Annotated in this window: 20 protein-coding genes and 1 tRNA gene; 8 read left to right on the top strand and 13 right to left on the bottom strand. The window is 45.3% G+C overall.

The genetic code is table 11. The features are described from left to right. Window positions 1–282: 282 nt before the first annotated feature. Window positions 283–1,050, top strand: a complete 768-nt coding sequence (locus AC2YIT_RS04695) for a DeoR/GlpR family DNA-binding transcription regulator (protein WP_430841964.1) — start codon at window positions 283–285, stop codon at window positions 1,048–1,050. Window positions 1,051–1,091: 41 nt separating this feature from the next. Here the strand turns inward: AC2YIT_RS04695 and AC2YIT_RS04690 are convergent, their stop codons facing one another. After that, the gene (locus AC2YIT_RS04690) at window positions 1,092–2,312 is read right to left on the bottom strand and encodes an inositol-3-phosphate synthase (protein ID WP_487278386.1); all 1,221 of its coding nucleotides are present in this window, start codon (window positions 2,310–2,312) and stop codon (window positions 1,092–1,094) included. 1,072 nt (window positions 2,313–3,384) lie between these two features. On the opposite strand from AC2YIT_RS04690, the gene AC2YIT_RS04685 reads away from it, so the two are divergent. From AC2YIT_RS04685 to AC2YIT_RS04675, 3 genes are all read left to right on the top strand, one after another. Then, a complete protein-coding gene (locus AC2YIT_RS04685; RefSeq protein ID WP_487278385.1) occupies window positions 3,385–3,810 on the top strand; it encodes a hypothetical protein in 426 nt (141 codons plus the stop codon). A 316-nt stretch (window positions 3,811–4,126) separates the two neighbouring features. Continuing rightward, window positions 4,127–5,014: a hypothetical protein gene (locus AC2YIT_RS04680; protein ID WP_487278384.1), complete on the top strand. Its 888-nt coding sequence runs from the start codon at window positions 4,127–4,129 to the stop codon at window positions 5,012–5,014. Between the two features lie 125 nt (window positions 5,015–5,139). Continuing rightward, on the top strand, window positions 5,140–6,108 hold the full coding sequence (locus tag AC2YIT_RS04675; protein WP_487278383.1) for a Clp protease/crotonase-like domain-containing protein: 969 nt from the start codon (window positions 5,140–5,142) through the stop codon (window positions 6,106–6,108). 259 nt (window positions 6,109–6,367) lie between these two features. Here the strand turns inward: AC2YIT_RS04675 and AC2YIT_RS04670 are convergent, their stop codons facing one another. Beyond that, window positions 6,368–8,605, bottom strand: coding sequence for a S8 family peptidase (locus AC2YIT_RS04670; protein WP_487278382.1), 2,238 nt, complete (start codon window positions 8,603–8,605; stop codon window positions 6,368–6,370). After that, entirely contained in the window at window positions 8,592–9,734 is a 1,143-nt protein-coding gene (locus AC2YIT_RS04665) for an AAA family ATPase (protein ID WP_487278381.1), read from the bottom strand. Before AC2YIT_RS04665 ends, AC2YIT_RS04670 begins: the two co-directional genes overlap by 14 nt. Before the next feature lie 365 nt (window positions 9,735–10,099). Between AC2YIT_RS04665 and AC2YIT_RS04660 the strand changes: the two genes are divergently transcribed. Further along, window positions 10,100–10,321, top strand: a complete 222-nt coding sequence (locus tag AC2YIT_RS04660; RefSeq protein WP_487278380.1) for a hypothetical protein — start codon at window positions 10,100–10,102, stop codon at window positions 10,319–10,321. Window positions 10,322–10,420: 99 nt separating this feature from the next. Here the strand turns inward: AC2YIT_RS04660 and AC2YIT_RS04655 are convergent, their stop codons facing one another. From AC2YIT_RS04655 to hflX, 10 genes are all read right to left on the bottom strand, one after another. After that, entirely contained in the window at window positions 10,421–10,693 is a 273-nt protein-coding gene (locus AC2YIT_RS04655) for a hypothetical protein (protein ID WP_487278379.1), read from the bottom strand. 80 nt (window positions 10,694–10,773) lie between these two features. Further along, window positions 10,774–11,850, bottom strand: coding sequence for an ATP-grasp domain-containing protein (locus tag AC2YIT_RS04650; protein WP_487278378.1), 1,077 nt, complete (start codon window positions 11,848–11,850; stop codon window positions 10,774–10,776). A 283-nt stretch (window positions 11,851–12,133) separates the two neighbouring features. Beyond that, window positions 12,134–13,054, bottom strand: coding sequence for a toprim domain-containing protein (locus AC2YIT_RS04645; protein WP_487278377.1), 921 nt, complete (start codon window positions 13,052–13,054; stop codon window positions 12,134–12,136). A gap of 337 nt (window positions 13,055–13,391) precedes the next feature. After that, complete coding sequence (locus AC2YIT_RS04640; RefSeq protein WP_487278376.1) at window positions 13,392–14,582, bottom strand: VapE domain-containing protein; 1,191 nt, start codon at window positions 14,580–14,582, stop codon at window positions 13,392–13,394. A gap of 339 nt (window positions 14,583–14,921) precedes the next feature. Beyond that, the gene (locus AC2YIT_RS04635; protein WP_487278375.1) at window positions 14,922–16,181 is read right to left on the bottom strand and encodes a tyrosine-type recombinase/integrase; all 1,260 of its coding nucleotides are present in this window, start codon (window positions 16,179–16,181) and stop codon (window positions 14,922–14,924) included. 162 nt (window positions 16,182–16,343) lie between these two features. Next, complete coding sequence (locus AC2YIT_RS04630) at window positions 16,344–16,589, bottom strand: helix-turn-helix domain-containing protein (RefSeq protein WP_487278490.1); 246 nt, start codon at window positions 16,587–16,589, stop codon at window positions 16,344–16,346. A 125-nt stretch (window positions 16,590–16,714) separates the two neighbouring features. Next, entirely contained in the window at window positions 16,715–17,479 is a 765-nt protein-coding gene (locus AC2YIT_RS04625; RefSeq protein ID WP_487278374.1) for a hypothetical protein, read from the bottom strand. A 13-nt stretch (window positions 17,480–17,492) separates the two neighbouring features. Further along, on the bottom strand, window positions 17,493–18,677 hold the full coding sequence (locus AC2YIT_RS04620) for a site-specific integrase (protein WP_487278373.1): 1,185 nt from the start codon (window positions 18,675–18,677) through the stop codon (window positions 17,493–17,495). Between the two features lie 183 nt (window positions 18,678–18,860). Further along, window positions 18,861–18,935, bottom strand: a tRNA-Arg gene (locus tag AC2YIT_RS04615). A gap of 111 nt (window positions 18,936–19,046) precedes the next feature. Continuing rightward, entirely contained in the window at window positions 19,047–20,282 is a 1,236-nt protein-coding gene (hflX, locus tag AC2YIT_RS04610) for a GTPase HflX (RefSeq protein ID WP_430841968.1), read from the bottom strand. A 336-nt stretch (window positions 20,283–20,618) separates the two neighbouring features. Between hflX and AC2YIT_RS04605 the strand changes: the two genes are divergently transcribed. The 3 genes from AC2YIT_RS04605 to AC2YIT_RS04595 all read left to right on the top strand — a co-directional run bounded on the left by AC2YIT_RS04605 (window position 20,619) and on the right by AC2YIT_RS04595 (window position 24,398). After that, on the top strand, window positions 20,619–22,004 hold the full coding sequence (locus AC2YIT_RS04605) for an MATE family efflux transporter (RefSeq protein WP_487278372.1): 1,386 nt from the start codon (window positions 20,619–20,621) through the stop codon (window positions 22,002–22,004). A gap of 318 nt (window positions 22,005–22,322) precedes the next feature. Continuing rightward, window positions 22,323–23,714, top strand: a complete 1,392-nt coding sequence (locus AC2YIT_RS04600) for an MBL fold metallo-hydrolase (protein ID WP_487278371.1) — start codon at window positions 22,323–22,325, stop codon at window positions 23,712–23,714. A 108-nt stretch (window positions 23,715–23,822) separates the two neighbouring features. Further along, window positions 23,823–24,398 carry a YeeE/YedE family protein gene (locus AC2YIT_RS04595; protein ID WP_430841974.1) on the top strand — a complete coding sequence of 192 codons (576 nt, stop codon included), beginning with the start codon at window positions 23,823–23,825 and terminating at the stop codon, window positions 24,396–24,398. Window positions 24,399–24,409 lie beyond the last annotated feature (11 nt).

Here is a 24,409-nt window from a genome sequence, read left to right as displayed (position 1 = left end):
TATAAAAATCATGAAATATTATAGCCAAATAGCGACACAAACAAAGTGAAATTAAATTATTTAAACAAAATTAAAGTTTATTTAAGCAAACGAAACCTGGGAATTCGAATGTTAACAATATGATAATACCTGCCCAGGGTAGTAATCCTGGCACTTTTTACGCTTTACCTTGTATTATTTCTATTTGAAAAATAAATCTGGCAAGATGGCTGGGAGTGGGTATGTGAGCGGGTTTCCGTGTTCGGGGAACTATGGCTATACTTGCTTTCAAAGTGTATCGAAATGACTATTACGGAAAGGCATCAATTCATTTTGCAGGAGCTGAAAAGGGCGGGTACGGTGAGTATCGTGCAGCTCTCCGAGCAAATGCAGGTTTCCGGCGTGACGATCCGGAAGGATCTGAAACTCCTCGAAGACAAGAACTTACTGTTCAGGACACACGGCGGAGGTTCGCTCAATAATCCCTATGCCGTGGAGCGGCCTATCAATGAGAAAGAATTTATCAACGCCGATGAAAAGCAGAGCATTGCGCGTGAAGCGTTGACGCTGATCAGGCAAACTGATTCAATCATGATCGGATCGGGTACGACCGTGTTTGAGCTGGCGCGCTGCCTGTACCCGACGAAGCAGATTACGGTGATTACGCCGGCCGTGAAGGTAACATTGGAGCTCAGTAACCGGCCGAATGTAGAAGTGTTGCAGCTAGGCGGGCTGATTCGCCAGAACTCGTCGTCGGTAGCCGGTTCCTATGCCGAGTACATTCTCGACCATATTTCATGCGGCGTACTTTTTATCGGTGTCGACGGGATCGACTTCGATTTTGGGCTGTCGATCAGCAACCTGACGGAGGCCGGGCTGAATCAGAAGATGATCAGCACCGCGCAGATTGTGGTAGTGCTTGCCGATCATACGAAGTTTGGCAAACGGGGGATCGGAAAAATTTGCGACCTCGACCAGGTGCAGTACATCGTGACCGATGCCGGCGTGTCGGACGAGGCCGTCAAATCCCTGGAAGACCGCGGCGTAAAGGTGCTGGTCGCAGGAAGGTAAGGGTTTAGGAAAGTAAGGGTTTACGAAAGTAAGTCTGCTCTTTAATCCATTTTGTCGGCCAGCTCGTAGCTTAGTTTCAGCTGCTTCCTGGTCGATGCAGTGAGTTCGCGTTTGGCCAGTGCATGGCATTCATAAGTGGCATCGGCGAACATCATTTGCTGCGGCGGGGTCTTTTGCGTTGCTGCCGAAGGTCCGCGTAATGCGCCTACCAGCCCCATCTCGCGCGCGACGTACACATAACGTATAGCATCTATCACTACACCTGCCGAGTTGGGCGAATCCTGTACCGAAAGTTGTGCGTCGAGCGTCACTGGCGAGCCCATAAAGCCCTCCAGTTCCAGGCGGAAATTGGCTACTTTGTTATCGCCGTAAAATGCGATGTATTCCGAGGGACCCGCGTGGAGGAAGCTGTCGGCCGTAGAGATGCCGCGGATGTCGTTTTGAGCGCGGATCACATTCTCTTTCGAGATTTTCTTCGACTTCAGGCGGTTTTTGTCCTCCATATTCAGGAAGTCGGTGTTGCCGCCTACGTTACGCTGGATATGGGCTTTCACGTGGTGGCCACGCTCGAAGGCCAGTTCCTGCAACATTTGCGACAATATACTGGCCCCAAACTGGCTTCGCATGTCGTCGCCGATCAGCGGGATGCCCGCATCAATGAACTTCTGTTCCCATTCCGGGTCGGATGCGATAAATACCGGAATACAGTTCACCAGCGAAATGCCGAGTTCGAGGCAGATTTCTGCATAAAACTCCGTTGCTAACTGCGATCCCACCGGCAGGTAATTGATCAGCACCTCGGCTTCGTGCGCTCGCAGGTGCGCAATGATTTCCTGGCGGATGGTGGCCGTTAATGCTTCATTATAACTTTCGCCGCTCGTGAGCAGGTCGGTTTCTTTCAGTTCTTCTTTTACTACGAAACGGTTGTCGGCAGGGTAGGCGAGCATTTGCGGGGAAACGCCGTCGAGTACGGGCGAGCGGTAAATCGGCGCTTCAGTGGTAATGTCGGTGTACAGTTCGATCGCGCAATTGGGTTTTGTGAAAATGGCGTCCTTCAATTTTAACCCGATTTTGCGATCGTCGACCTCGAAGCCGCAGACAAACTCGATGTTTTCGGCGCGGTAGCCACCGATATTATCAGCCATGAGCCCTGAAGTTTTTTCTGAATAGCGGGTATAATATTCAACGCCCTGTACCAGCGAGCTGGCGCAGTTTCCGATGCCCACAATCGCCACTTTTATCTTTTGGTTAATATTTGACATTTCCAATAATCTAAGTTTATGATGAAAAATTATTTTTAAAATATTTTAATAAATATAAAATACTTGAATTTGAGTCAAAATAAAGCATTGATTGCTGAAAATGCAACTGCAATTGGATATTTATGCAAACGTTTGCATTACGTAATTTATGTTTGATTTTATATATATCGATAATGCCACGGAGGCACGAAGCGAACACGAATACGTTTCGTGATCCTTCGTGCCTCCGTGGCATTTGAAAACTACAAATAGTGTCGCATATAGCTCACAAACAGGTACCCTTGCTCGGGCAATACAGTTGTACGCCCAAAACACCGTTTGGTCGAGCCGCGAAGCGTCCTGCAATGCGACGCACTTGCTATCGATCTGTTATCTGTTTCTAAATGTTCCTTCGCGCGGGAGAGGATCCGGCCTCAGGCCGCGAGAAGGGTGCCGGTAAAAGTTTTATTATCCCGGGGTTAGGAGCTTGGTTGTATTAAAGCATCTTAATACGTCGCGGCAGGGGAAGTTAATGGCTTTGTTTTGAGAAAGTTGGGAAAGAAGCCTCATTTCCTCAGTCCTTTCACAATTGACCAGATCGCTTAGCTGAGAAAGGTGATGATGGATATTGAAACCGCCCGAAAAGTCGGCGCTCGCTACGGAAAGCCGGTGATTTTTGAAGTTGACACGATGGGATGCGCGAGGCGGGGTACGAGTTTCTTGTTTCTGAGAATGGAGTTTGGCTGGTGGATGGGGTGCCTTCCAGCTTTCTTTCTATTCGGTCAGATTAGTGATGTTTATTTTGACAGATCTAAACAAAATCTCAACCTATGTTGCAAAAAAGCCAGACATAATGCCTGGCTTTCGTGACCGCGACGGGAATGTGCAATGAGTTGGTAGAGAAGTATCTATATTAAACTGGTTCCGAAGGTATCGAACCGGTATCAAAATTAGATACTAAAGGTTATATCAGTTTTAGCTGTTTGCAGATTACTCGAGCAGACTTATTCTACAGTAAGGTAAATGATAGCTGGTGGTGACTTTACGAAATTGTGATAGATAAGGAAAGGTCTTGATATGTAAGTTTTCGTTTATGAGAAAGTTAGAGTTAATAAAGGATGGTGTTGTAGATATTGCAGACACAACTGATGGAGATTTTTTTAATGGGATGTTGGTGAGGGAAATTTATGCTATTATACATCAAGAGCGCCCCCTTCCTCTACGCTTAACAATTGCAGTGGACTTGAGCAAGAATAGAACTACTAAGAACTCGACAGCTAAAGAGCGTTTCTATGATTTTTTGGAGGTTAAGGAAAGATTGAAGGTAATTGGCTTCGAGAGCGGTAAACTAGCAGCTATCTTAAACAAGCTAATTAGTGTGAATAAGATGGATTCATTGAAACTTCGTCTTATTCTTGAAAAATCAAAACAAAATATTGAAAATATTATAGAATATGATGTTCGCATCACACTAAATAGTGGAGCAATTCTACTAAGAGTAATAGGTCAGGGTAGATAATTTATCCTTGAAAACAAAAATTTGTAGTTGTTATATCTTATTTCGGTAAATTTGGTGATTGGGTGATAAGGATTTTGTTTTCAAGGTATTATAGTTGTAAAAGCTCATGGGCCATGTCTATGAGCACCGACCACCAACCATTAGCCACTATGAAAGGTCCCATTTCTGAAGTATCAGCAAGGCTGTTGAGAGATCGTCAAGCTAATGACCAGCTAAGAAGTTTCCTCGATAGTAAAAATAAAGGAGAAGTGACGATTAGGTCATCTACTGGTGAGAAATTTACTGTCAAAAAAATTCAATTCTCTAAGTTACTTAGATGAGCCTGATTTTTAGTGCAGTAATTATTATCTCGCTAATTTACCCCGGCATTGTTTTTCGGGTAGCTTATTTTAAGGGTATTTTTACAAAGACTGACATCACGGCATTGCTTGGGAATAAGTATGCTAACAAGATTAAATTCAAGTTTTTAAGAGCGTCTATGTGGGAGCAGGTTGTAGCGTCGCTACTTCCTGCTTTTTTCATACATGCTCTTGCCGTTACCATTGTCGAGTGGCTTTATAGAGATATTGATTATGCGTTATTATATAAATTGCTATCACCCCCCTCAAAAGATACTGCCCTTTCCTTGGCGGAACAGGAGAATCTAGGGGCTCAATTTATAAACTATACCTTTTATATGGCATTTGCCATGCTCTTAGCAGTTGCTGGGGCAGCTTTGTTAAGATTTCTAGTGTATCACTTTAATCTAGACACTCGCAGTAATATTTTCAAGTTCAATAACGACTGGTATTATTTGCTTTCTGGGCGACTTGCAGATACGCAAGAGTTTAAGCGTAGTTTCGGAGAGTGTCAATCACCCTTAGTGCAGATACATGCACTCGTCGAGACCAAGGAGCAATCAATCATTTATGATGGATTTCTTTTTGAGTATGAGTTAACTGAGAATGGCGATAACTTGGATAGGATTGTATTGACGAGTGTACGAAGACGTGAAACTATAAAAAAGCAGTGGTCTCATAAATCATCAGAAGAAACACACGACGTCGTAGTTGGACGAGAAACATATAACAAATCGGATCTTTCCACTAATATCGATCAACAGCTTTTAATTCTTCCCTACGCACAAATTAAGAACATGACGGTAACCTATGTCCCAGTATCGTCTGACCAAGAAGTTGAAGAGGGAACGACACCTGAGGAATAAACGAGCATTTATTGTAGCGATACCACTTTCGGTTACTTTTTAAGGCTAACCGTTTAATAAGTTCATTATGCATCGTGAATACCTTTCGTATACTTTACACTAGCTAATGAAACAATGCCCTCAAAATGGAGATTGACGAATTAAAAGAAATCGTACAAAAAATATCACAGGATAGATCCACTGACATATTCTTACTTTCAGCGGATATTTCTGATTTTTCAGCAGATAGCTTTATTGAGGAAGCTCAAAAATCAGAAAAATCTAGCGACTGTTGTTCTCTGATACTAACCACTTATGGCGGAGACCCAGATGCTGGGTTCCGCATAATGAGGTACTTGAAACGGAGATATACCAAGATTGTGCTTTATATATTTGGGACATGTAAAAGTACTGGGACGCTCATGGCCTTGGGGTCAGATGAGATTGTGATGTCATATTTTGGAGAGCTAGGTCCATTGGATATACAACTCACTAAGGATGACGAGTTGACAAATACCTCTGGCCTTAGTTACCTTCAAAGCTTGTATGCGCTAAATGAGAGGCTGTATGAATCATTTGAGCAGAATTTTATGAGCCTAAAGCGGAAAAGCGGTTTTACAATCTCCACACGTACGGCAGCGGAAATCGCTTCCAAGTTGTCGATTGGCATTATCTCGCCAATTTCGGGCCAAATTGACCCATTGAAGCTTGGTGAGGTAAATCGAGCAATACGCATTGCCGATGATTATGGACGAAGGCTGCTTAATGGTAAACAGGGAGATACAAGTGCTTTAATCAACAGACTTGTAGGGGAATATACATCGCACGGGTTCGTTATAGACTATGAAGAGGCTGTAGAGGTGTTCAGAGGGACTATAGCAGTACGCTTTGCTGATGATGACGAAATGAAGCTGGAACGAAATTTGTCCCATCTTGTTAGAAGGGAGAGTGGCAAACCAAGTATATTTGCACTCACCGAACTTTTTAAGAATAGAAGTGTTGACGAGAAGGTCGAAGCCGAACAAGGCAACGCAATTGCAGATCAAGATTTAGAACCTCAAATATCTAATGAACATGACGTCGCTGAACCAAATAACGGAGCTAACCAAGAATAGCGGTTCTCAAGCCCGTGGTGGGTTAGACCGCGAGAGGGAGATTTCCAGATCGATTAATCATAGCCAATCAAAGAACACATCGGAAATATACTCGAAAATACAAGAACGATCGGGGGTTTCTCAAATCATGAAAAAGCGGTCCTAGTCGTAGGGCATTTAAAAGCGTCTCTGAGGGGCGCTTTTTTGTTTACATCTATTGCCGTAAAAGGGGCAGACGTCGGATTCTAATACGGATACGAGTTCTAATATATATCAAGCATCATTTGAGTTTAACTGGAATATCTACAAGTGGCCTTAACGGCTCCAACTGTGTTGCATATCTTCGAACGACTTGATCGTAAAGATCTTTGACTTTTGGAGCTTCGACGGTCACTACCAGAGCATAACGAAGTTCCTGGTGTCCGGTTTCATTGTGGCCTTCGCTTCTTGCGTTGTAGTGAATATCGAAAACAGGTTCGTTTAACGTTTTCCCCATAAATGTATGGGAGGCATGGACGCAATTTTCCCATTTCCAAGCGTCTTTTCTTAATTCATCTTCCGTTTGAAAATGTTTCCTGGCTTTCCCAAAAAAGCTTTTTGAAGTGGCATGCATCGGGACGTTTCCGTCGGCGTCAATTTTTTTCTTTGTCTTGTCGGGTCTAAATGTGACTTCTAAGCTGCTTCGCGTGTAATTGCCTGGATGATGTGGATCGACCATTGTTGCAAAGCATAATGTCGCTGCGACCGTTACCTTGCCGGGAAGAGTTCCTGTTGGGATGGGGATCGGGGCTCTTACAAATTTTGATGCTGTAATGGTGCCTTGGAACACTACTCGCATTACATTGTCGTCACATATGACAATGTCGTCTAGATCCCTTGGGGCTCTTCCCCATCCGACTTCGTAAGGGGATGATTCGCCCGGTTCAGCACAATGTACCAGGAGAGTCCTAATTGCAAGTGCACTAAGATTGTTGCCAAAATGAGCTCTTACGCCAGCGCCCATCCTAAGTACGCTTGGTGCTGCAAAGCTTGTGCCGCCGGTTGGTATAAGCTCGTTGCCATTAAGAGGACTAAGGGTCAGGAATGGCCGCTGAATTGATCCGCCAAAATCGACAAGGTCTGGTTTGACGAGGCCAGGGCTTCTTCCAGGGCCAACTGAGCTGTACGAGGCTCTTTGCCAGTTATCGTCTGGGACATCACAGGCTCCGATCGCGATCGCATTGACGCAATCCGATGGTACTTGGACACGATTTGCGAATATAGACGGATCTCCTTCTCCATCATTGCCAACGGCAATTGTTGTCAGCGTTTCTCCGTCACTCAGATATTCATCTAGTATTGCCGTCCACGCATGAACTTCGTCGTCATCCACAGGTAGCCTTGGGCCTAAACTTAAATTGATAAAATCATAGCTATTGGTCTTAAGGATGTCATTGACTCTGTCCAGAACCTCATACAATTCATATGGATCTTGGCCAGGCATGTCATCCAATACGCGGTAATGGTCTACATATGCGTAAGGTCTAGGTGTTGGTTTCTTAGGATCGAGATGTCCAAACAGAAAGGCAGACGTAACGCCCACGCCATGTTCTAACAATTCTGGTGAAGCTGGCATCATATCAGGGTATTCATATGGAGTCGCCCATTCGCAAATCGGATGGTCTTCCGGAATTCCACCGTCAAAAATGGCCACTTTTATCCCAGGATCAACGGGCCCGCCGCCGGGAAATGCTGTTATCGTGCTTTTGGGGGCATTCGATCTAAGCGTTGGGCGCAAGAGTCGCAGTTCGGGCATTTGCCGCATTACGCGTACCAAACTAAATTGTGCAATCTTGTCTGCAAGGGTCGTTGCTGCTTCAACTTCCAAAAAGCAAAGGTTTCCAGCGTAAAAACGCCTTTGGAAATCGGGGTTTACTCCTAGCGATTTTAGATACTCTCGGAAGGCTGCTAATGCAAATCTTTCAGATGCATCCTCGCTCATATGTAGGACTATCTCGAAGACAGTTTTTTTAGAATTTGAAACGCTTTTGATTTTATCTTCAGCATCAGGAAAGGATATTTCCTCAATTTTAATTATCTGAGAAGCAGCTTCGTGCTGATTGTCCCATTTTGGTAATTCCCTAACCCATTTTCTAAAAGCACGCCTTTTTCCGTATACAAATAGTTCCGTGGTAGTTGTCTCTTGTGGAGTGCGTCCCCCGCTTTTTTGCGCAGGTAGAATTTGACGCGGTTTGCTACCTATTGCATTTAAACCCACGGAGCGTAAGAGTTCTGCGGGATAGTAGCTTTTGGCAAGATATTCTGGATTTAAAGTTAGTGTTGCTACGGCGTAGTCGCCTGGGCACGCTTCATCTGGAAGAGCGTCAAGTTTCTCGATCACTTCTTCAAGCATTGGCTGTAGGCGGGCCTTGGCTTGTTCGAATGTGTAGGGAGATTGCTTGTTGACAGGCCCACTGGGTACTCTGACATCTTCCGTAAGGCGCTCGCCCTTCCCAAGAAGGAAGTTAATCTTTTTCATAATTTACCTGATCGTTGTTTGCTAAACCTTTTGAATTTTTGCGAATAGTTTCTCTAGCAATTCCGGTTAGATCGCTCGCGCGTCGTTGAGAAATTACACCACTGTCATATAGACGAGCTGCCAAGCGAACCTTTTCATCATGGGTTAGATTTGAAATGGCGCCTACCAACAATAATTCAAGCTTGTCCGATAGTTTGCCATCCTCTATTGCTGCCGACTTTTTCGTTTGATTGATCTCGCGTTCTATATCGCTAAATGAGTGACCTTGGAAAATGTGAGAAAGGACTTTTGCCCACTCCATGCCATTGGATACGTGTCCGTTAAGTAATCCGGTGAGTTGTTGTTCAATAAGATCTTCAGTGGGATTTTTGAAAGTAACAACAACTTCAAATCGTCGCCAGATAGCGGGATCGAGCAAATCAGGGTGATTTGTCGCGGCGACAAGAAGTCCGCTAGTGGGCCAATCGTCGATTTCCTGCAGTAAAACAGTGACTAGTCGTTTCAATTCGCCAATCTCACCTTGGTCGTCCCTTCGTTTTGCAATTGAATCGAATTCGTCCAGCAATAGTACGCACTCGGTATTTTTTGCATAGTCTAGAACAAATCGTATGTTATTGCCAGTTCGCCCGAGAAAGCTGCTCATGACCGCCGCCAAATCAAGTATCAGGACCGGTCGGTTAAGTTTGGCAGCAATCCACTTAGCGGCCATCGTTTTGCCTACGCCTGGAGGGCCAGTAAGTAAGAGCGATTTGGTTGGGTGTAAGCCGTGCTTCGATAACGCTTTGATGTTCTTTCTTTCGGCAATAACTTGATAAAGATGTTCTTTGATATCTTCTCCGAGAATTGGTTCTGACTCACCGGAGGGGGTTTCGAGACGGAGTAACTGGAGTCGGGAATCCAAATCTACCGGCAAGGGCGTTTCGGTGTGCTTACGTAAGGGCGTGGTTCTTGTTGGTGATTCATGAAGCAGGTCAGTTAATGCATTAGTAAAATCGGGATGCAAGGATTTGAATTTTTTTGCGGTCCGATGGATAACTAAATGGATGTCCTGGGTTCTCCCGGTTAATGCGGTTTTTGCGAGCTGCAGGAAGTCTTGGGATAGGTTTTCGGTCGATGGGTCCTTTTTCATTTTTGAGTAAAATGGAAGAATTTATATATGGAAAACTTACTTATCTTCCGTTTGTGTGCAAATATTGCTTTTTTAAAATAAAATGCAATATTTATGTGGAAGAAATTTGTTGTAAATATTTTGAATATCTTCCATTTGGTTGGTGTGAGCGGAGTCTCACATAGAATCATTACGAGCGACGACCAGAGGTTGATTAGATAAGACATAAGTCACTACACTTATGAGGGAGACGGAATAAGGTAGCTGGTTTGCTATCTTAGGGCAAAAGAGGCGCATGAAAGATTAAGGATCTCTATGGAAAGAGTTCTGCCTGAGATGATTGAGGAGAGGAAATCTATCTAATTTCAATAAATCCACTGACGAATATGGAAACAATTAAAGTAACCATCAGTAAAGGCAAAGATTTGTACGGTGCTTATAGCAATAATGCCCCAGGTATTTGGGGCGAGGGCTTGACAGTTGCGGAAACAAAGCAATCTTTTATGGATGCTATCGACCTTTTTACAGAACACAACGAGCCGGAGAGAGTGCCCGCGATCTTGAAAGGTAGATATAACGTCGAATGGGAATTGGATATAGAGGTGTGACTTTATCCATATAGGCATTGAAATCTCGCCTTCCTGTGAGCTGGACTAGATTTGTCGTATTTAACAGGAAGGCGAGAATGTAAGGCTACTTGGGCCTACTTATTCGTTCGGAAGGATGATCTTGTTCCCATCTTCGTCATACTTGTAAGTTACTCTTTTTACCCGCAGGACGCCATTTTCGTCATGATACCGTTCAGAGTCAATCCATGTCATACTTGATACGACTTTGGGTTTTTGTTCATCCGAATCGGGCTGCTTCACTTTTTTAAAATTCCCCTTTTTGTAGGTGCCGATTCCACGGGTGTAGCCCCATTCGCTATCGTCATTTCCCCACGCGTTTGTTCTCGTCGATTCATCAACAAATTTGTTCATTGTAATTTATGTTTAGTGTTTGTAGTGATCAGAACTCGTGTGTGCGTATTCGTCTAGAATACGCACACTGATATTTTGGATTAGACGGCTTCTTTTAATTTGAGGAATATAAGCATAGCTCTCTCGTTGTAATTCAGCGTACCTTTCGCTTCTTTCAACTGTAATTCCTCAAGTTGTGATAATTTTTTAGATTCGACTAAAAAATTATTTTGGGTGGTTATTAGGCCTGCTGTTTGCTTCTCCCCACTAACGTTTATAGAAGCTCGCCCAGATTTTACTGTGCTTTCGATGTGTTTCACGAGGTCAATAAAATAGTTGTGGCCAGTGATGTCTATGATTTTTGTTCCGGGATTTCCGTTCACTTCTATTACATAGGATTTGCCCTCTTTATCGGTCATTATATCTACACCGGCAAATTCTAGCCCGAGCACTTTGGCAGATTGAACGCACATTTTCTCTTGGTCAGTTGTCAGCGTGATCTTTGTCCCGGAGCCGCCTTGCGAGATATTGGCTCTGAAGTCTTTATTGCCTGTTCGTTCCATGGCCACCACAACCTTATCGCCGACAACAATGGCTCTGACATCCTTGCTGCCTGTATCGATGTACCGTTGAAGCATTATGTCAATGTCATGACCCCAAAAGGACTCAAGAGTAGTGTTAGTCTGCTCCTTGTCCTTGCAAATCATGACACCCATCCCCTGTGAGCCTTTGAGTACTTTGGCAATGACAGGTAAATCCCCCAGCTTCTTCATGATAAAGTCGACGTGAGAAGCCTTCTGGGCAAAGACAGTGAGAGGGACGCGAATGCTTTCGGCGCTTAACCGCATGACAGTTTTCATTTTGTCCTGCGCAAGGAGCAAGCCGTGGGCGCTTTGCGGGCAATAGATCCCAAGATTCTCGGTAATGTGCTGCAAGATGGTAGCGCCAAAGGTGAGGTTACTACCGATACGACTAATGACGGCGTCAAAGCCGCGTACATGAAGGCGCTCCGGTGTGGGTAAATCGGCCTTGCCGTTGTAGATACGGTCATACCCATTGACGCTCTCGGATACGTAAAGATAGAGGTCGCCGGGGTTGTGGCGTTCAAACTGATGCCCCTTGAGAGCTTCGACAAGGTGGCGAGAGGGTGTCCCGGTGGACAAGATGAGCATTCGCATTAGTGTGTTGTGTTAAATTAAAGAATGTGTCAAAATTCGGTTTGGAGGTTGGAAAAGCACAGGACAGGTTTTTCTAGGGTGGTTTTTGAGTCGTCACAGATATTCGGAATTATTAAATTGGAAATTTCTAAAATGTCAAAGGGCGGGATCAGGAGAGAGATTTTCGCCTTAAAAAATGTCTTTAAAAAATGTAATTGCTTGATTTTGAAATGTTTGCTAGGGAATTCGTGGCAAAAAAGGTGCAACTTTTTGAAAATGACATAGTTCGCTGATTTTCAGTAACTTATTTGGTTGAGTTGGTGGGTGCTTCGCGCTTCGAGCTGATCATTTCGGAAAAGTCCGTAAATCCCGTGTAGACACTCGCCCGATCAAGAAATGGAAATTTCCATTTTTCAAGCTGTTGCAGGGCCTTTTTGCCCGTGGCGTCGTGATCAAGGAAAGTGTATATTTTCTGATAACTAGAAAGGATTTCCTTTGCGGTGCTGAGATTGGCCGTCGAATTTAGGACTAGCACGTCGTGCCTGGGTTCGGGCACATCGTAGTAGACCAATGCTGATAGGAAATCAAAGAAGCCCTCGAATAAAGACAACGCACTGCTATCGGTTCCCCGGATCAACGTAGTGGCTTTGGAGCCAATACAAGATTTAAAATCCTTTCCTCCGATTTTGTTGCGCAGCTCGTAGCCACCTTTGTCGCTTTTGAACCCTAATGCATAATATTGCTTGCCCTTGTTTTGGTAATGTACCTCGCAGCAATATCGAGCCGCTAAAAGAAAAGGAATGGATCTGCTTTCGGCGTATCGTATCAGTGCGGGGCTTTCAAGCTTAATGACTTTAACTAGACTTAGACTTTCGGACGCTAGGAGATTGTATTTTGGTTGGGGATCGGTTTGTTTGCCGTGCGCTTCAAACGATTCCTGAACACTTACCTCGCCATTCCAGGTTGACAGATATTGGCAAGCTTCAACATACCCAATATTTTTCAATAGACACACCAGCCGAATAACGTCACCTCTTTCGCCTGCAAAGTCGTTAAACACATTTTTTACGCGGTTGACGAAAAATGACGGGGTTTGCTCCTGCCTGATGGGGGAAAAGTATTGAAGTTCGTGGCCTGTCTGATGGACGGGGAAGAAGCCTAATGAGCCGAGATATTCCCAAATCGGTATGGCTTTCAATTCCTCTTTTGATTTTTCAATGAGCATGTCCTTTTTCTTTTAGCGGTAAACTTGGAAAAGTATACTTACTGCTGAACGCCACAGACAGTAATGCGCGACTTACGACGAGAGATTTAAAATTATGGTTACCTGCTTACCTAAGCCGATTTTGAAAGTGTTTAATGGATTGACATTTAGATCGTTAGATTATTATTTCTTAGGTAGGTAGGCAATAGTTATGGTTACCTGAATTTGCCGTGCCTACCTATACCGTGTTTCAGGTAAGCAGGTAAGTAGAGACAATGGTTACCTACTTGAAAATTGTCGATATAATTCATTGATTATTAGTTATTTGAAATTTTTTAGGTAAGCAGGTAACCAATTTTTAATGTAGTGTTTGAATGTAATATCCCTTCACGGACATTTTATGATCCGTATATCCTGAGACGCGTTGAAAGCCAAGCATGGTCATTGCTCGGCCTATCTGATTGGTATAAAGCTTTATAGAAGTCTTTCCGTTAAGATATTCTCTTATCTGCGTAGGGGTCTTGAATTCGGCATTCATGTCCCCTTTATGGGAGGGCTTCATGTATCTGCTTATAATGTCGACTTCGTCCGAAACTTTTATAAAGTTCTTGTTGATTATCTCCTGCTGTTGTATTTCGGACTTAGACAATTGGTGGTTAAAGCCGGATTTGAAAAGGGCATATGCTTGTGCCCATATCTTGTTAATGTCTAATTTTGAGTAACCGTTCGAGCCTCCGTTGTCATGGTTTATCGAGTTCACGATGAACGGCAGCCAACGAACATTCCCGGTCTCGTCTGTCAAAAACTCAACTTGGTTGGTAGAAGCTACAAAGCTTGCACGTCGCTGGAACGTCGCCTCGTAGTTCGCAAACTTAGGAGTGTATCGGATTGTGGATTCGGATAGGACGGATTTGAATTCATTATTGAGCTCTTTCTTTTCAAAGGACGCGAGCTCGTCCAGGTTGATAATGAAGTTTTGAACTAATGCAATAAGCCCCTCTTTCTTACCAAAATCGAAGCCTTTCCGAGCATATTCCTTCAAGGCGGGAGGTATGAGAAAGTCCAAGAATCTAGTTTTGCCGTCGTTTTGCTTCCCAACGAGAGTCAGACATTGCTTGTTAAATCCCGATTCGCCGGTTGCTTGTGCTACACAGCGCACGAGGTGCATTTTAAACATATGCTTCCACCAGTCCGGATTGTCCGTTTCAACATAGGACGCGAGTTCTTCGATGTAATCCGGGTCAGTCTCTTTCCAGGCCGGAAGTTTCTCGAAATAGTGCTTAAAAGGGTCAAAGCGCTGTATTCTTGAAGAACCGAGAAGCGCTTTTAACTCATCTTTGAATTTCGTGAAGCCATATTCATATAGCTCATAGATTAAATTATTCTCGTCGATAGGAGAGAAGTAATCATTGGTGCCTGTGAGGCGGCTTTCTATTTTTTGAGTTACGCAGTTGATGCGGAGCTCGTACCGCGAGTTTAGAAACTCTTGAATTTCTAGTATCCGAGGCTTTCTTCCGCTGGTATTCCTTGTTAAGTGATTGTTATTCATCTTGCTGCATGTAAGTGTTACTGTCTTATGGGTAATAGGAATTAAGGCTCGGTATCGTCCGAACGTTAGTGACTCCCACAGGCCAAATGATTGTTATTGAATCAGTTTGAGAAAACTACCTTTTCCCGTTTTCCGACTTCACTTTGCTTAGGGCAGCTTCCAGTTCAATCAGCTTTTTAAGCATGGAGAGCTCCGTTGCGAACTGCTCTGAGGCTAAGTTTAAGAGCTTTGCATGCTGGGTTTTGAATAATTCATTTTCCGATTGTAGAGTATCGAGCCTTGTTTTCAAGACGTCATTTTGCAGCTTGAGTGCTTCTATTATAGTTCGCTTATTTTTCATTATGGTACCATTGATAGGGGGGTGATGGCTTGGATGTCTCTGATAACTCTTTCCGGTCGCGTCACTGAATAATGCCGCTGCGTGGTTTTCGTATTCGTATGCCCCAGCATTGCCGAAACGGACTCTAAGGGCGCTCCTTTCGTCAAAAAGAGAGTAGCAGCAGTACGGCGGGCGACGTGTGATGTGAGTGTTTTATTTAAGCCTACCAACCCAGCCAGTTGTTTTAAATGGACGTTGTATTTCTGATTGCTGATCATGGGTATTAGCAACCCCTTCTCTCTTCTGACGGGGTGATCTGCAAACGAGTTAATGATGTTTCTTGCTTCGATGGTCAAGGGAATAATAGACTCAGTTCCTGTCTTGGAACGATCTATTTTTAGATATTCAGCCCCTGTTTTTTCTTCGGCTATGATGTTGGATTCGGAGACACGAACCAATTCCGCGTAGGGTAAGCCAGTGTAGCACTGAAAAATAAACGCGGTTCGGACGTGGTTGACTGCCGGAGCAAAAATTGCTGCCGTTCGCAATTTGTCAACTTCTGATTCTGTGAGACGCTCCGTTTGTAGTTTGTCAAATTTGCGACGGTAATTCATGAATGGGTTACGGACAATCCATTCATTTTCAACGGCGAAATTGAGCATTCGCTTGAAATGTTCAACAACCATGCAAGCATAGTTATTGGAGTGATTAAACCGCTTTTGCAGCCAAAGCAAGAAGCGGTGTGCGTCTGCCGGCTTAACATCTTGTATCTCCCCGTCCTTCCCGTACAATTCAGCAGAGAATAAGTTTATCAGCTTGTTCCAAGTAGCCATTTTCTTGAACGTGGCCAGTGAGGTTCGACCGAGTTCGTATTCTTCGGTTCTTTGTTTGTGAAACCGATCGATGCAGTGTAGCAGGTTGCTTTGCTGTTTTTTAGGGCTGATGCCATTAGCCAGCATCCACAGCTCTTCAAGTTTAATTGAGCAGCCAGCTAAGCGGAAATCAGCCTGCGCTGAATGAACGCGAGCTACAATATCATCTAGTATTGTGTTGAAAGCGTGGTTGTTAGTAAATCGCTGTGTCTGAGTGTCAAACTCGCCTTTCGTGCATTTCAAACCGGTTGAGCGATCGTAACGCTTGCCGCTATATGTAAGCCTGCAATAAATCACAGTGCTTTTACTAGTATGCTGCCAAAAAAGAACGGAAACTCTACCAGCCGCTTTTGAGTCGGAATTAAGTTGCGGAATGGGGATTCTTTGGATTTTTGCTAATTTTGCCATGATCATAAGTGTTTAGTTTTGAGAAATTGGACATGAAGATATTGAGCCCGATGTCTGCCAGGACGCGGGCTTTTTTGCTGTTCAGAGAATTGACGGATAAAGGATTTTTAGCGCTTAGTCGCTGAAAATGAGTATTGGCGTGAAAGTGAGAGCGTTTTTCTGCTACCGGAGCATTTTCGAAAAGAAGCCCGAAATATCAGACGAGGCGACATATACGCATCCTCCAACTTTATGTGTAGGGAAAAGGCCTGACCGCTTGTAAGCTTCAAATTTTGCGCGGGAAATCCCTAGTAATTTACAGGCCTCCGTGGGGCGATACCACTCTTTTTTGGGGATGTCGCTGTTTGATTTGATTTTGCTGGCGAGATAATCGACTCTGCGAGTGAGATTGTCGATTTGCAGTTGCATTTCTGCGTTGATCGAAGATTTGGGTAGATGTGACATATTACATTGTTATGATTACATAATGACAATGCAATAGTACAAAAATGTTTTCTAAAAAGTGTTAGTAATTGATAATTGATAACACTTTTTTATTTTTCGAGATTTTGCAAATTTTTAAGTATCTGTAAATCAGACGCTATTTGCTCTTCATTTGATATGCTGCATTCGCGGATTTTGTTGTCAAGATGTTCATTGAAGAAAAGGAAATCTGCCAAAAGCGCCCTGCCAGAGTCATGCATCGCCTTCAATTCCGGATTTATCCACTTGTCGACGTGAGTTAAAAAGAACGAAGAAAATCTGGAAAGTGCAGAGATGCATGAAATAATTTGATCAAGGCCTTCGACTCCAATACCTTTCAAGATTTTCGCCAGCGCCAAGGATTCAGTCAGTTTTGATTTATTGGGTATCAAAAGCTTAAAGGCGGCATGATCTATATGTTTCTGGCTTATCAAATTTACATGGTAAGCCCGATTAACATAGTTTTCCACGATGTCTGGAAATGTTCGCTCAGACAAAAATTCCTTAAAGTCAATTAACCAATCGCTAATAAGAAAATATTCCCCAAATGCTTCAATGTGATTTTCTAGGTGTCCTTTGATAAGCTCGATTTCCTGCTCAATTAGGCTGCCAAGAAGGGGGTCTTGACTAATTTTCTCGACATCCGTCGATGCAAAAAGAAACGGAATTTGGCTCTTGAAGTAGCTTTGTTGCTTTTTTGCTCTTACGCGGACATATAGGGGATTTGCAAAGCTGCCATTTTGCTTTTTGCTTGAATACAATTCGTAACTCACAGAGATTTTGTATCCTGTCTTGTGTTTTTTATAAGGGCCTCTGGCTGTTGGCTTTGCTTCCATTTCTAATCTAAATTCAATACCAATTCTCGACGTTTTCAAGTGATTTATTTCTCTCAGCGTTAGAAAGGTGCAGGTATCCCATCGTTGTAGCGAGCGTCGCATGCTGCAACACATCCTTTGCCGTCAAAACCCCGGCAGTCCTGGCTAATATCGTCCCCGCAGTATGGCGCGAAACATGAAAGTGTAGATGCTTCTTTATGCCAGCCAAGGCGGCAAGCCGTTTTAATGCGCGGTTGGCAAAAGCGTTGTTTAGACTATGAAAAACCTTCCCAGTTTCGAGGTAAGGCCAATGCTTAAGGACAAGCGCTTCGCCTTTGCCTTCGAACATTAACCAGAGGGGAAGTTGAAACATCTTTTCTGTTTTTGATGCCTTGATGTTAAGCACTATCCCGCTATCCGTTTTGATCAGATTTTGCCGGGTAAGCTTGAAAACATCGCTCCATCTCAGCCCGGTATAGGTGGCAAAAAGGAACATATCTCGAACTCGTTCTAGCCTTCCATGCGGCTCTGGAAAAGTGAGGTTTTCCAATGCTCGCAGTTCACTTCCGAGGAGTGCGAGTTTGTTGACAACAGGCGCAGGAATCTTGAACTTGTCGTAGGGGTTCTTATCCAGCATTTCCAGTTTAATCGCCTTTGCGATGTAGGATCTGATGATCTTGTGTCGCTTGTTTGATGTACTGTTACAGTGTCCCTTGTTAACCATGAATTGATGAAGGGCATCGATGGTTCTGTATTTCAGATCCTCGAATGAAATTGCCGCATCGAATTCATTCAGAATATTCAGGCAGGAGATCTGTTGCCGGTAGGTGTTCCACTTCAACTCCTTGTCTCTCGACTTTATTTGCGCGGCAAAAAATTCGTTGAATGTCTGCTTTGGCTCCGGGGGGACAACTTCGCTCGGCGAGCTGGTTGCTTTGAAGTCTTTAAGAGAAAATAGTCCACTATTGTGAAGTCTAACTTCTCTTTCGATTTTCTCGTAGTACGCAATTGCATCACGTACCTGCTTAGCTTGAAACGGGTCTTTGGGCTCATGCCGCTTTGAATTCCACTGATCAGGAGAGAGATAAATCCCTGTGGAGAAGTAACTTCGGTTCCCATTTTGGTAAGCTTCGATCTGCACCACGGCTTTTCCTTTTTTAGCGGCCTGTTTCTTCCTGTCATAGATAACTTTATACCTTACAATTTGATCTTTGAACATCGTTTGTTGCATTTAATATGCCGCAAACCTATTTCAAAAGGCGTCTCTAATTGCTGGTATCAAACGGGTAGCATGAAATTCAACAAGCATAACTACAACTTATCAAACCTCACTTTCTAATCTTCATCAGAACCCGTTTAAAACCGACAAGAACACGGTTTTGGCCGTGTTCTTGTGGATTCTTGGTGACCGCGACGGGAATCGAACCCATATCTAGAGTTTAGGAAACTCCTATTCTATCCGTTGAACTACGCAGTCAATATGTATAAAGAACGTAACATTTCACTTTGGTGACCGCGACGGGAATCGAGCCCAATTAGCGGTAATCGGGGTGCAAAACTGAGAAAAATTCGTTTGAATTACAAATGATTATTCCTCTGTTTCTACTGGCGTGTAACCGAGATCCAGCCAGTTGGGATAAATGGAGAAGTGTTTTTCCTTCACCAGGGAGAATAGCATCCGCTTCAATTCGTCGATGTTTTCCTTTTCCTGGGCCGAGATGAAAACTACGTGATCGGCTTTTTCGGCGATGTAGCTTCGTTTCAGCTGGTTGAGCACGTCCTGGGTCGATGGCGCTTCGCCTTCTTCTTCATCCTCGTCGTTGTACGACGGTTTGTACAAGTCTATTTTATTGAAAACCAGTATCGAAGGTTTGTTAGCTGCGCCGATTTCCTCGAGAGTTTTGTTTACAACATCCAGATGTTCTTCGAATGAAGCGTGCGAAATGTCCACGACGTGCATCAGAATATCCGCTTCGCGTACCTCGTCGAGGGTCGATTTGAAGGACTCGATGAGTGTTGTCGGCAATTTGCGGATAAAACCGACGGTGTCTGTGAGCAGGAAAGGGATATTCTCCATGTTCACTTTCCGCACAGTTGAATCGACGGTCGCGAAGAGTTTGTTTTCGGCGAAGACATCGGCTTTTGAGAGGTTACGCATCAAGGTCGATTTACCTACGTTGGTGTAACCTACAATGGCCACGCGGACAAGGCGGTCGCGTTCTTTACGGCGGGTAACGCTTTGCTTATCCACTTTTTCCAGCTTCTCTTTCAGGAATGCAATCCGGTCTTTCACGATCCGGCGGTCGGTTTCGAGCTCGGTTTCACCGGGACCTCGCATACCTACGCCCGCACCCGACTGGCGGCTAAGGTGCGTCCACATGCGGGTTAGCCGCGGGTACATATATTGGTACTGCGCGAGTTCCACCTGCAATTTTGCCTGAGCTGTCTGGGCGCGCATCGCGAAAATGGCGAGGATCAGCAAGCTGCGATCAATGACCTTGATATCCTTGAAAACAGCTTCGAGGTTGCGGACCTGTGAAGGCGTAAGATCGTCATCGTAAATGATCATGTCCACCGGGTTGGCAGTGACGTAGATCAGGATTTCTTCGAGTTTTCCTTTTCCGGTGTAAGTCCGGATATCGGTTCGTTCGAGGTTTTGCGTGAAAGTCTGGACGGTCTCTACGCCGAGCGTAGTGGCCAGGAACGCGAGTTCTTCCAGGTATTCCTTTGTCTTTTCGGCGTTTTGCTTTTGGGTGCTTACAGCAACCAGAACGGCCGTTTCCTTTTTGGCAGCTGTCGAATATAATTTTTTCTTATCAATCATGCACTGTTGTTTTTGTGTCTTTGTTCCGGCTCAAAATCCTGCGATGGCATACCCAAATGCCGGAAAAGGGGCAGAGTTGCAACGGTTTGCCAATCGCAAAAGTTCATCGCGGGAATTTGTGAAATTACATTTAGCATTTAACAAATCCATTTTTTGGTTTGATTATTCGGAAAAGACTTTTGTATCTTTGCCGAAATTCTTAACGCCTATGTTGGTGCTCATCTTCGGCTAATGCCTAGCCACAATTCAGTCTCCGCCTTTTAACAGGCACTTTTTTACGACCCATTGCGGGTCGCACAATTTCTATTTATCCATTATTGCAAATTTTTATTATCCATGAAAAAGTGGTTTACACTGCTTCGTGAGGCTATTCGTGGCTCCGAAGAAAGTTTTACCGAAGGAAGCATCAACCGTGCCATTTTCTTGCTATCCGTACCCATGATCCTGGAAATGGTCATGGAGTCGCTGTTCGCGGTGGTTGATATTTTCTTTGTTTCAAAAGTAAGTACTGAGGCTGTCGCGACGGTCGGGCTTACTGAATCCGTGATTACCCTGGTGTACTCGCTCGCGATCGGTCTTAGCACGGCGGCTACGGCTACCATTGCCCGGCGCACCGGGGAAGGAAACCTGGACCAGGCGCGGCATGCGGTTGGACAGGTGATATTCATTTCATTGGCGATCTCGTCGGTGACGGCTGTGGCAGGTTACCTGCTGGCGGGCGACATTCTCCGGATGATGGGTGCCGATCATAAGGTGATCGAAACGGGTACCAATTTCGCCCGGATCCAGTTCCTGAGCAGCCCCGTGGTGGTATTGCTCTACTCTTTGAGCGGCGCATTGCGCGGAGCGGGTGCCGCAGCCACGGCCATGCGTTCGCTGATGATCGCCAACGGGTTCAATATGCTTCTCGGACCAATCCTGATTTTCGGTATCGGGCCATTCCCGGAGCTTGGTGTAACAGGTGCGGCGTTGGCCACAGCCACAGGACGTACCATTGGGGTAGGGTATCAGCTATTTTCACTAACCAAGGGTAAAAAGGCGTTGGGCTTGCTTTGGGAAGACCTTAAACCGAACCCTGAAACCATCCAGGCGATCGTCAGAATTGCGACCGGCGGTACGGTTCAGTTCCTGATCGGCTCCGCGAGTTGGATTTTCCTGACACGCATTCTTTCCGAGTTCGGCAGTGACGTGGTGGCGGGTTATACCATTGCTATTCGTGTGATCATGTTCACATTGTTGCCGGCGTGGGGATTAGCCAATGCAGCCGCAACGCTGGTGGGGCAGAATCTGGGAGCGGAGAAACCGGAACGCGCCGAAGCGTCGGTATGGAAATGCGCTTCTTTTAACCTGATATTCCTGGGAGTCCTTGCAGTCGTCATGTTTGTCGGCGCCGAGAACATTATCAGCCTGTTCAGTTCCCAGCCGCATGTAGTGGAAACGGGGAAGCTGGCATTACGGGTACTTTGTATGGGTTATGGGTTTTACGCATATGGGATGGTGGTGATCCAGTCGCTGAATGGCGCGGGTGACACCAAAACGCCGACAGTCCTGAACCTGATCGCGTTCTGGGCTGTGCAAATCCCTACTGCGTATGTACTGGCCGTTATCCTGGATTTCGGACCGGTTGGAGTTTTTGCAGCGGTACCCATTGCGGAGTCCGTCCTGGCCATGCTGGGCATTTGGCGATTCCGTCTTGGGGGATGGAAGGTCGTTAAAGTATAAATATGCCTGGAATTATTCGGGGAAGTCATATGGTGTTGGGCTTGGTCAGGAGTTTTCTGATCGTGGTGCGGTATTGTCTGGTGTTTGTACGGCGGAGGTAGAGAAGTGGTGGTCAGGTGTGGTCAGGTGTTGTCAGTAGTTGTCAAGTGTGGTCAGGAACTGTCAGGAATGGTTACGGGTTGTGATGATTAGTTGCGAGGTTTTGGCTGTTGCCGATAAATCTGTTAAAACTGGCCCTCTTAACAATTACCTGACTAGACTTGACCAAACCTGACAACACCTGACCACTAATCAAATCGTCACATAACCGCGGAAAGCATGAAAATAGAACAGATATATACCGGATGCCTGGCGCAGGGCGCTTATTTTATTGTTTCAAATGGTGAAGCCGCGGTGATCGATCCGTTGCGCGAAGTCGCGCCCTATATTCAGAAAGCCGAGAGAATCGGTGCTAAAATCCGGTATGTTTTTGAAACCCATTTTCATGCGGACTTCGTTTCCGGCCATATCGATCTGGCGGAAAAGACCGGCGCGGAGATTGTGTATGGTCCCGGTGCGCAAACCGGTTTTAAAGCCTATATCGCCCGAGACGGTGAAGAATTCAAGCTGGGTAACGTAGTGATCCGGGTATTGCACACGCCCGGGCATACGATGGAATCGACCAGCTATTTGCTTATCGATCAATCCGGCAAGCCGGTGGCATTGTTCAGTGGGGATACGCTGTTCATAGGGGACGTAGGTCGTCCGGATCTAGCCCAAAAAGGCGATCTGACGATGGACGACCTTGCTGGAATCCTGTACGACAGCCTCCGTTCGAAAATAATGCCGCTGCCGGACGATTTGATCGTTTACCCTGCCCATGGTGCAGGCTCGGCTTGCGGCAAAAATATGAGCAAGGAGACGTCCGACACGCTGGGCAACCAGAAGCGATTCAATTATGCATTACGCGCGGACATGACCAAAGAGGAATTCGTTAAGGAAGTAACAGCCGGCCTCACAGAGCCGCCTCAGTATTTCCCGGAAAACGTCAAAATGAACCGTGACGGCTACGAAAGCATCGACGACGTGCTCGAACGCGGGCATCAGGGATTATCGCCGGAGGCTTTTGAAGCGAAAGCCAACAATACCGGGGCATTGATCCTCGATACCCGCAAACCGGCGGATTTTGCCAAGGGTTTTATTCCCAATTCCATCAATATCGGCATCGACGGCAGTTTTGCCCCATGGGTAGGTGCATTGATCCCCGATTTGAAACAATTATTGTTGATCATCACTGAACCGGGTAGAGAGGAAGAAGTGGTAACACGCCTTGCACGGGTAGGGTACGACTATACCATTGGCTATCTCAATGGCGGTTTCGAGAGCTGGAAGCAGGCTGGTAAAGAAATCGACACCGTCGAATCGGTCAGTGCCGATGAATTTGCGAGGCGCTTTGAATCGGGTAGTCTGGAAGTAATCGATGTGCGCAAGCCGGATGAGTTTGCTTCAGGGCATATCGAGGGAGCGCGGAATCTGCCTTTGGATTACATTAATGACCTCATGCCGGAATTTCCGAAAGATCGCAAACTGCATATTCACTGCGCAGGGGGTTACCGCTCGATGGTCGCTGCCTCCATCCTGAAATCCCGCGGCGTCGACGACGTCGTGAATATCGAAGGAGGTTACGGTGCCGTGGTCAAAACCAACGTGCCGGTACTCGCCGAGGCGTGATTTTCGATTGATTATTTGTAGATTAAAAGCAAATCCAAAGCGATCCGGAAACGTTAAGTAATTGGAATTCTTTTATATTTAAATACTATATTAATCCGATATATTAACATGGAAATTATCGAACTGCTCAAATCCCCCTGGCCGTGGTACGTTGCCGGGCCGCTGATCGGGCTTACCGTGCCGGTGTTGCTCCTGCTGGGGAATAAGTCGTTTGGCATATCGTCGTCGTTTCGGCATATCTGCGCGGCGGTGATACCGGCGGGGTTGCCGTTTTTTAAATACAACTGGCGAAAAGAGGCGTGGAACCTGTTTTTTGTGGCGGGAATCGTGGTTGGCGGGTTTGTGGGAAACTTCTGGCTGGCTAATCCCGATGCTATCGTGGTGACCGAGGATACACGGCAGAGCCTGGCAGCTATGGGCGTGCAGGATTTTTCGGGACTGATGCCGACGGATATTTTTGCTTTAAGCAATGTATTTACCTTGAAAGGCCTGATATTCTTTGTGTTAGGAGGGTTCTTAGTCGGTTTCGGGACGCGTTATGCGGGTGGTTGCACGTCAGGACATGCGATCATGGGGCTTTCGAATTTGCAATGGCCCTCGCTGGTGGCCACGGTCAGTTTTATGATCGGAGGGTTTGTCAGCACACATTTGCTCCTTCCTTTATTGCTCAATCTGGCTCGTTAAACTTGAAATAG

Source organism: Dyadobacter sp. SRI_021 (assembly GCF_057586235.1).
The sequence above is the reverse complement of the archived record's forward strand: the minus strand, read 5'-3'. Positions and strand labels throughout refer to the sequence as shown.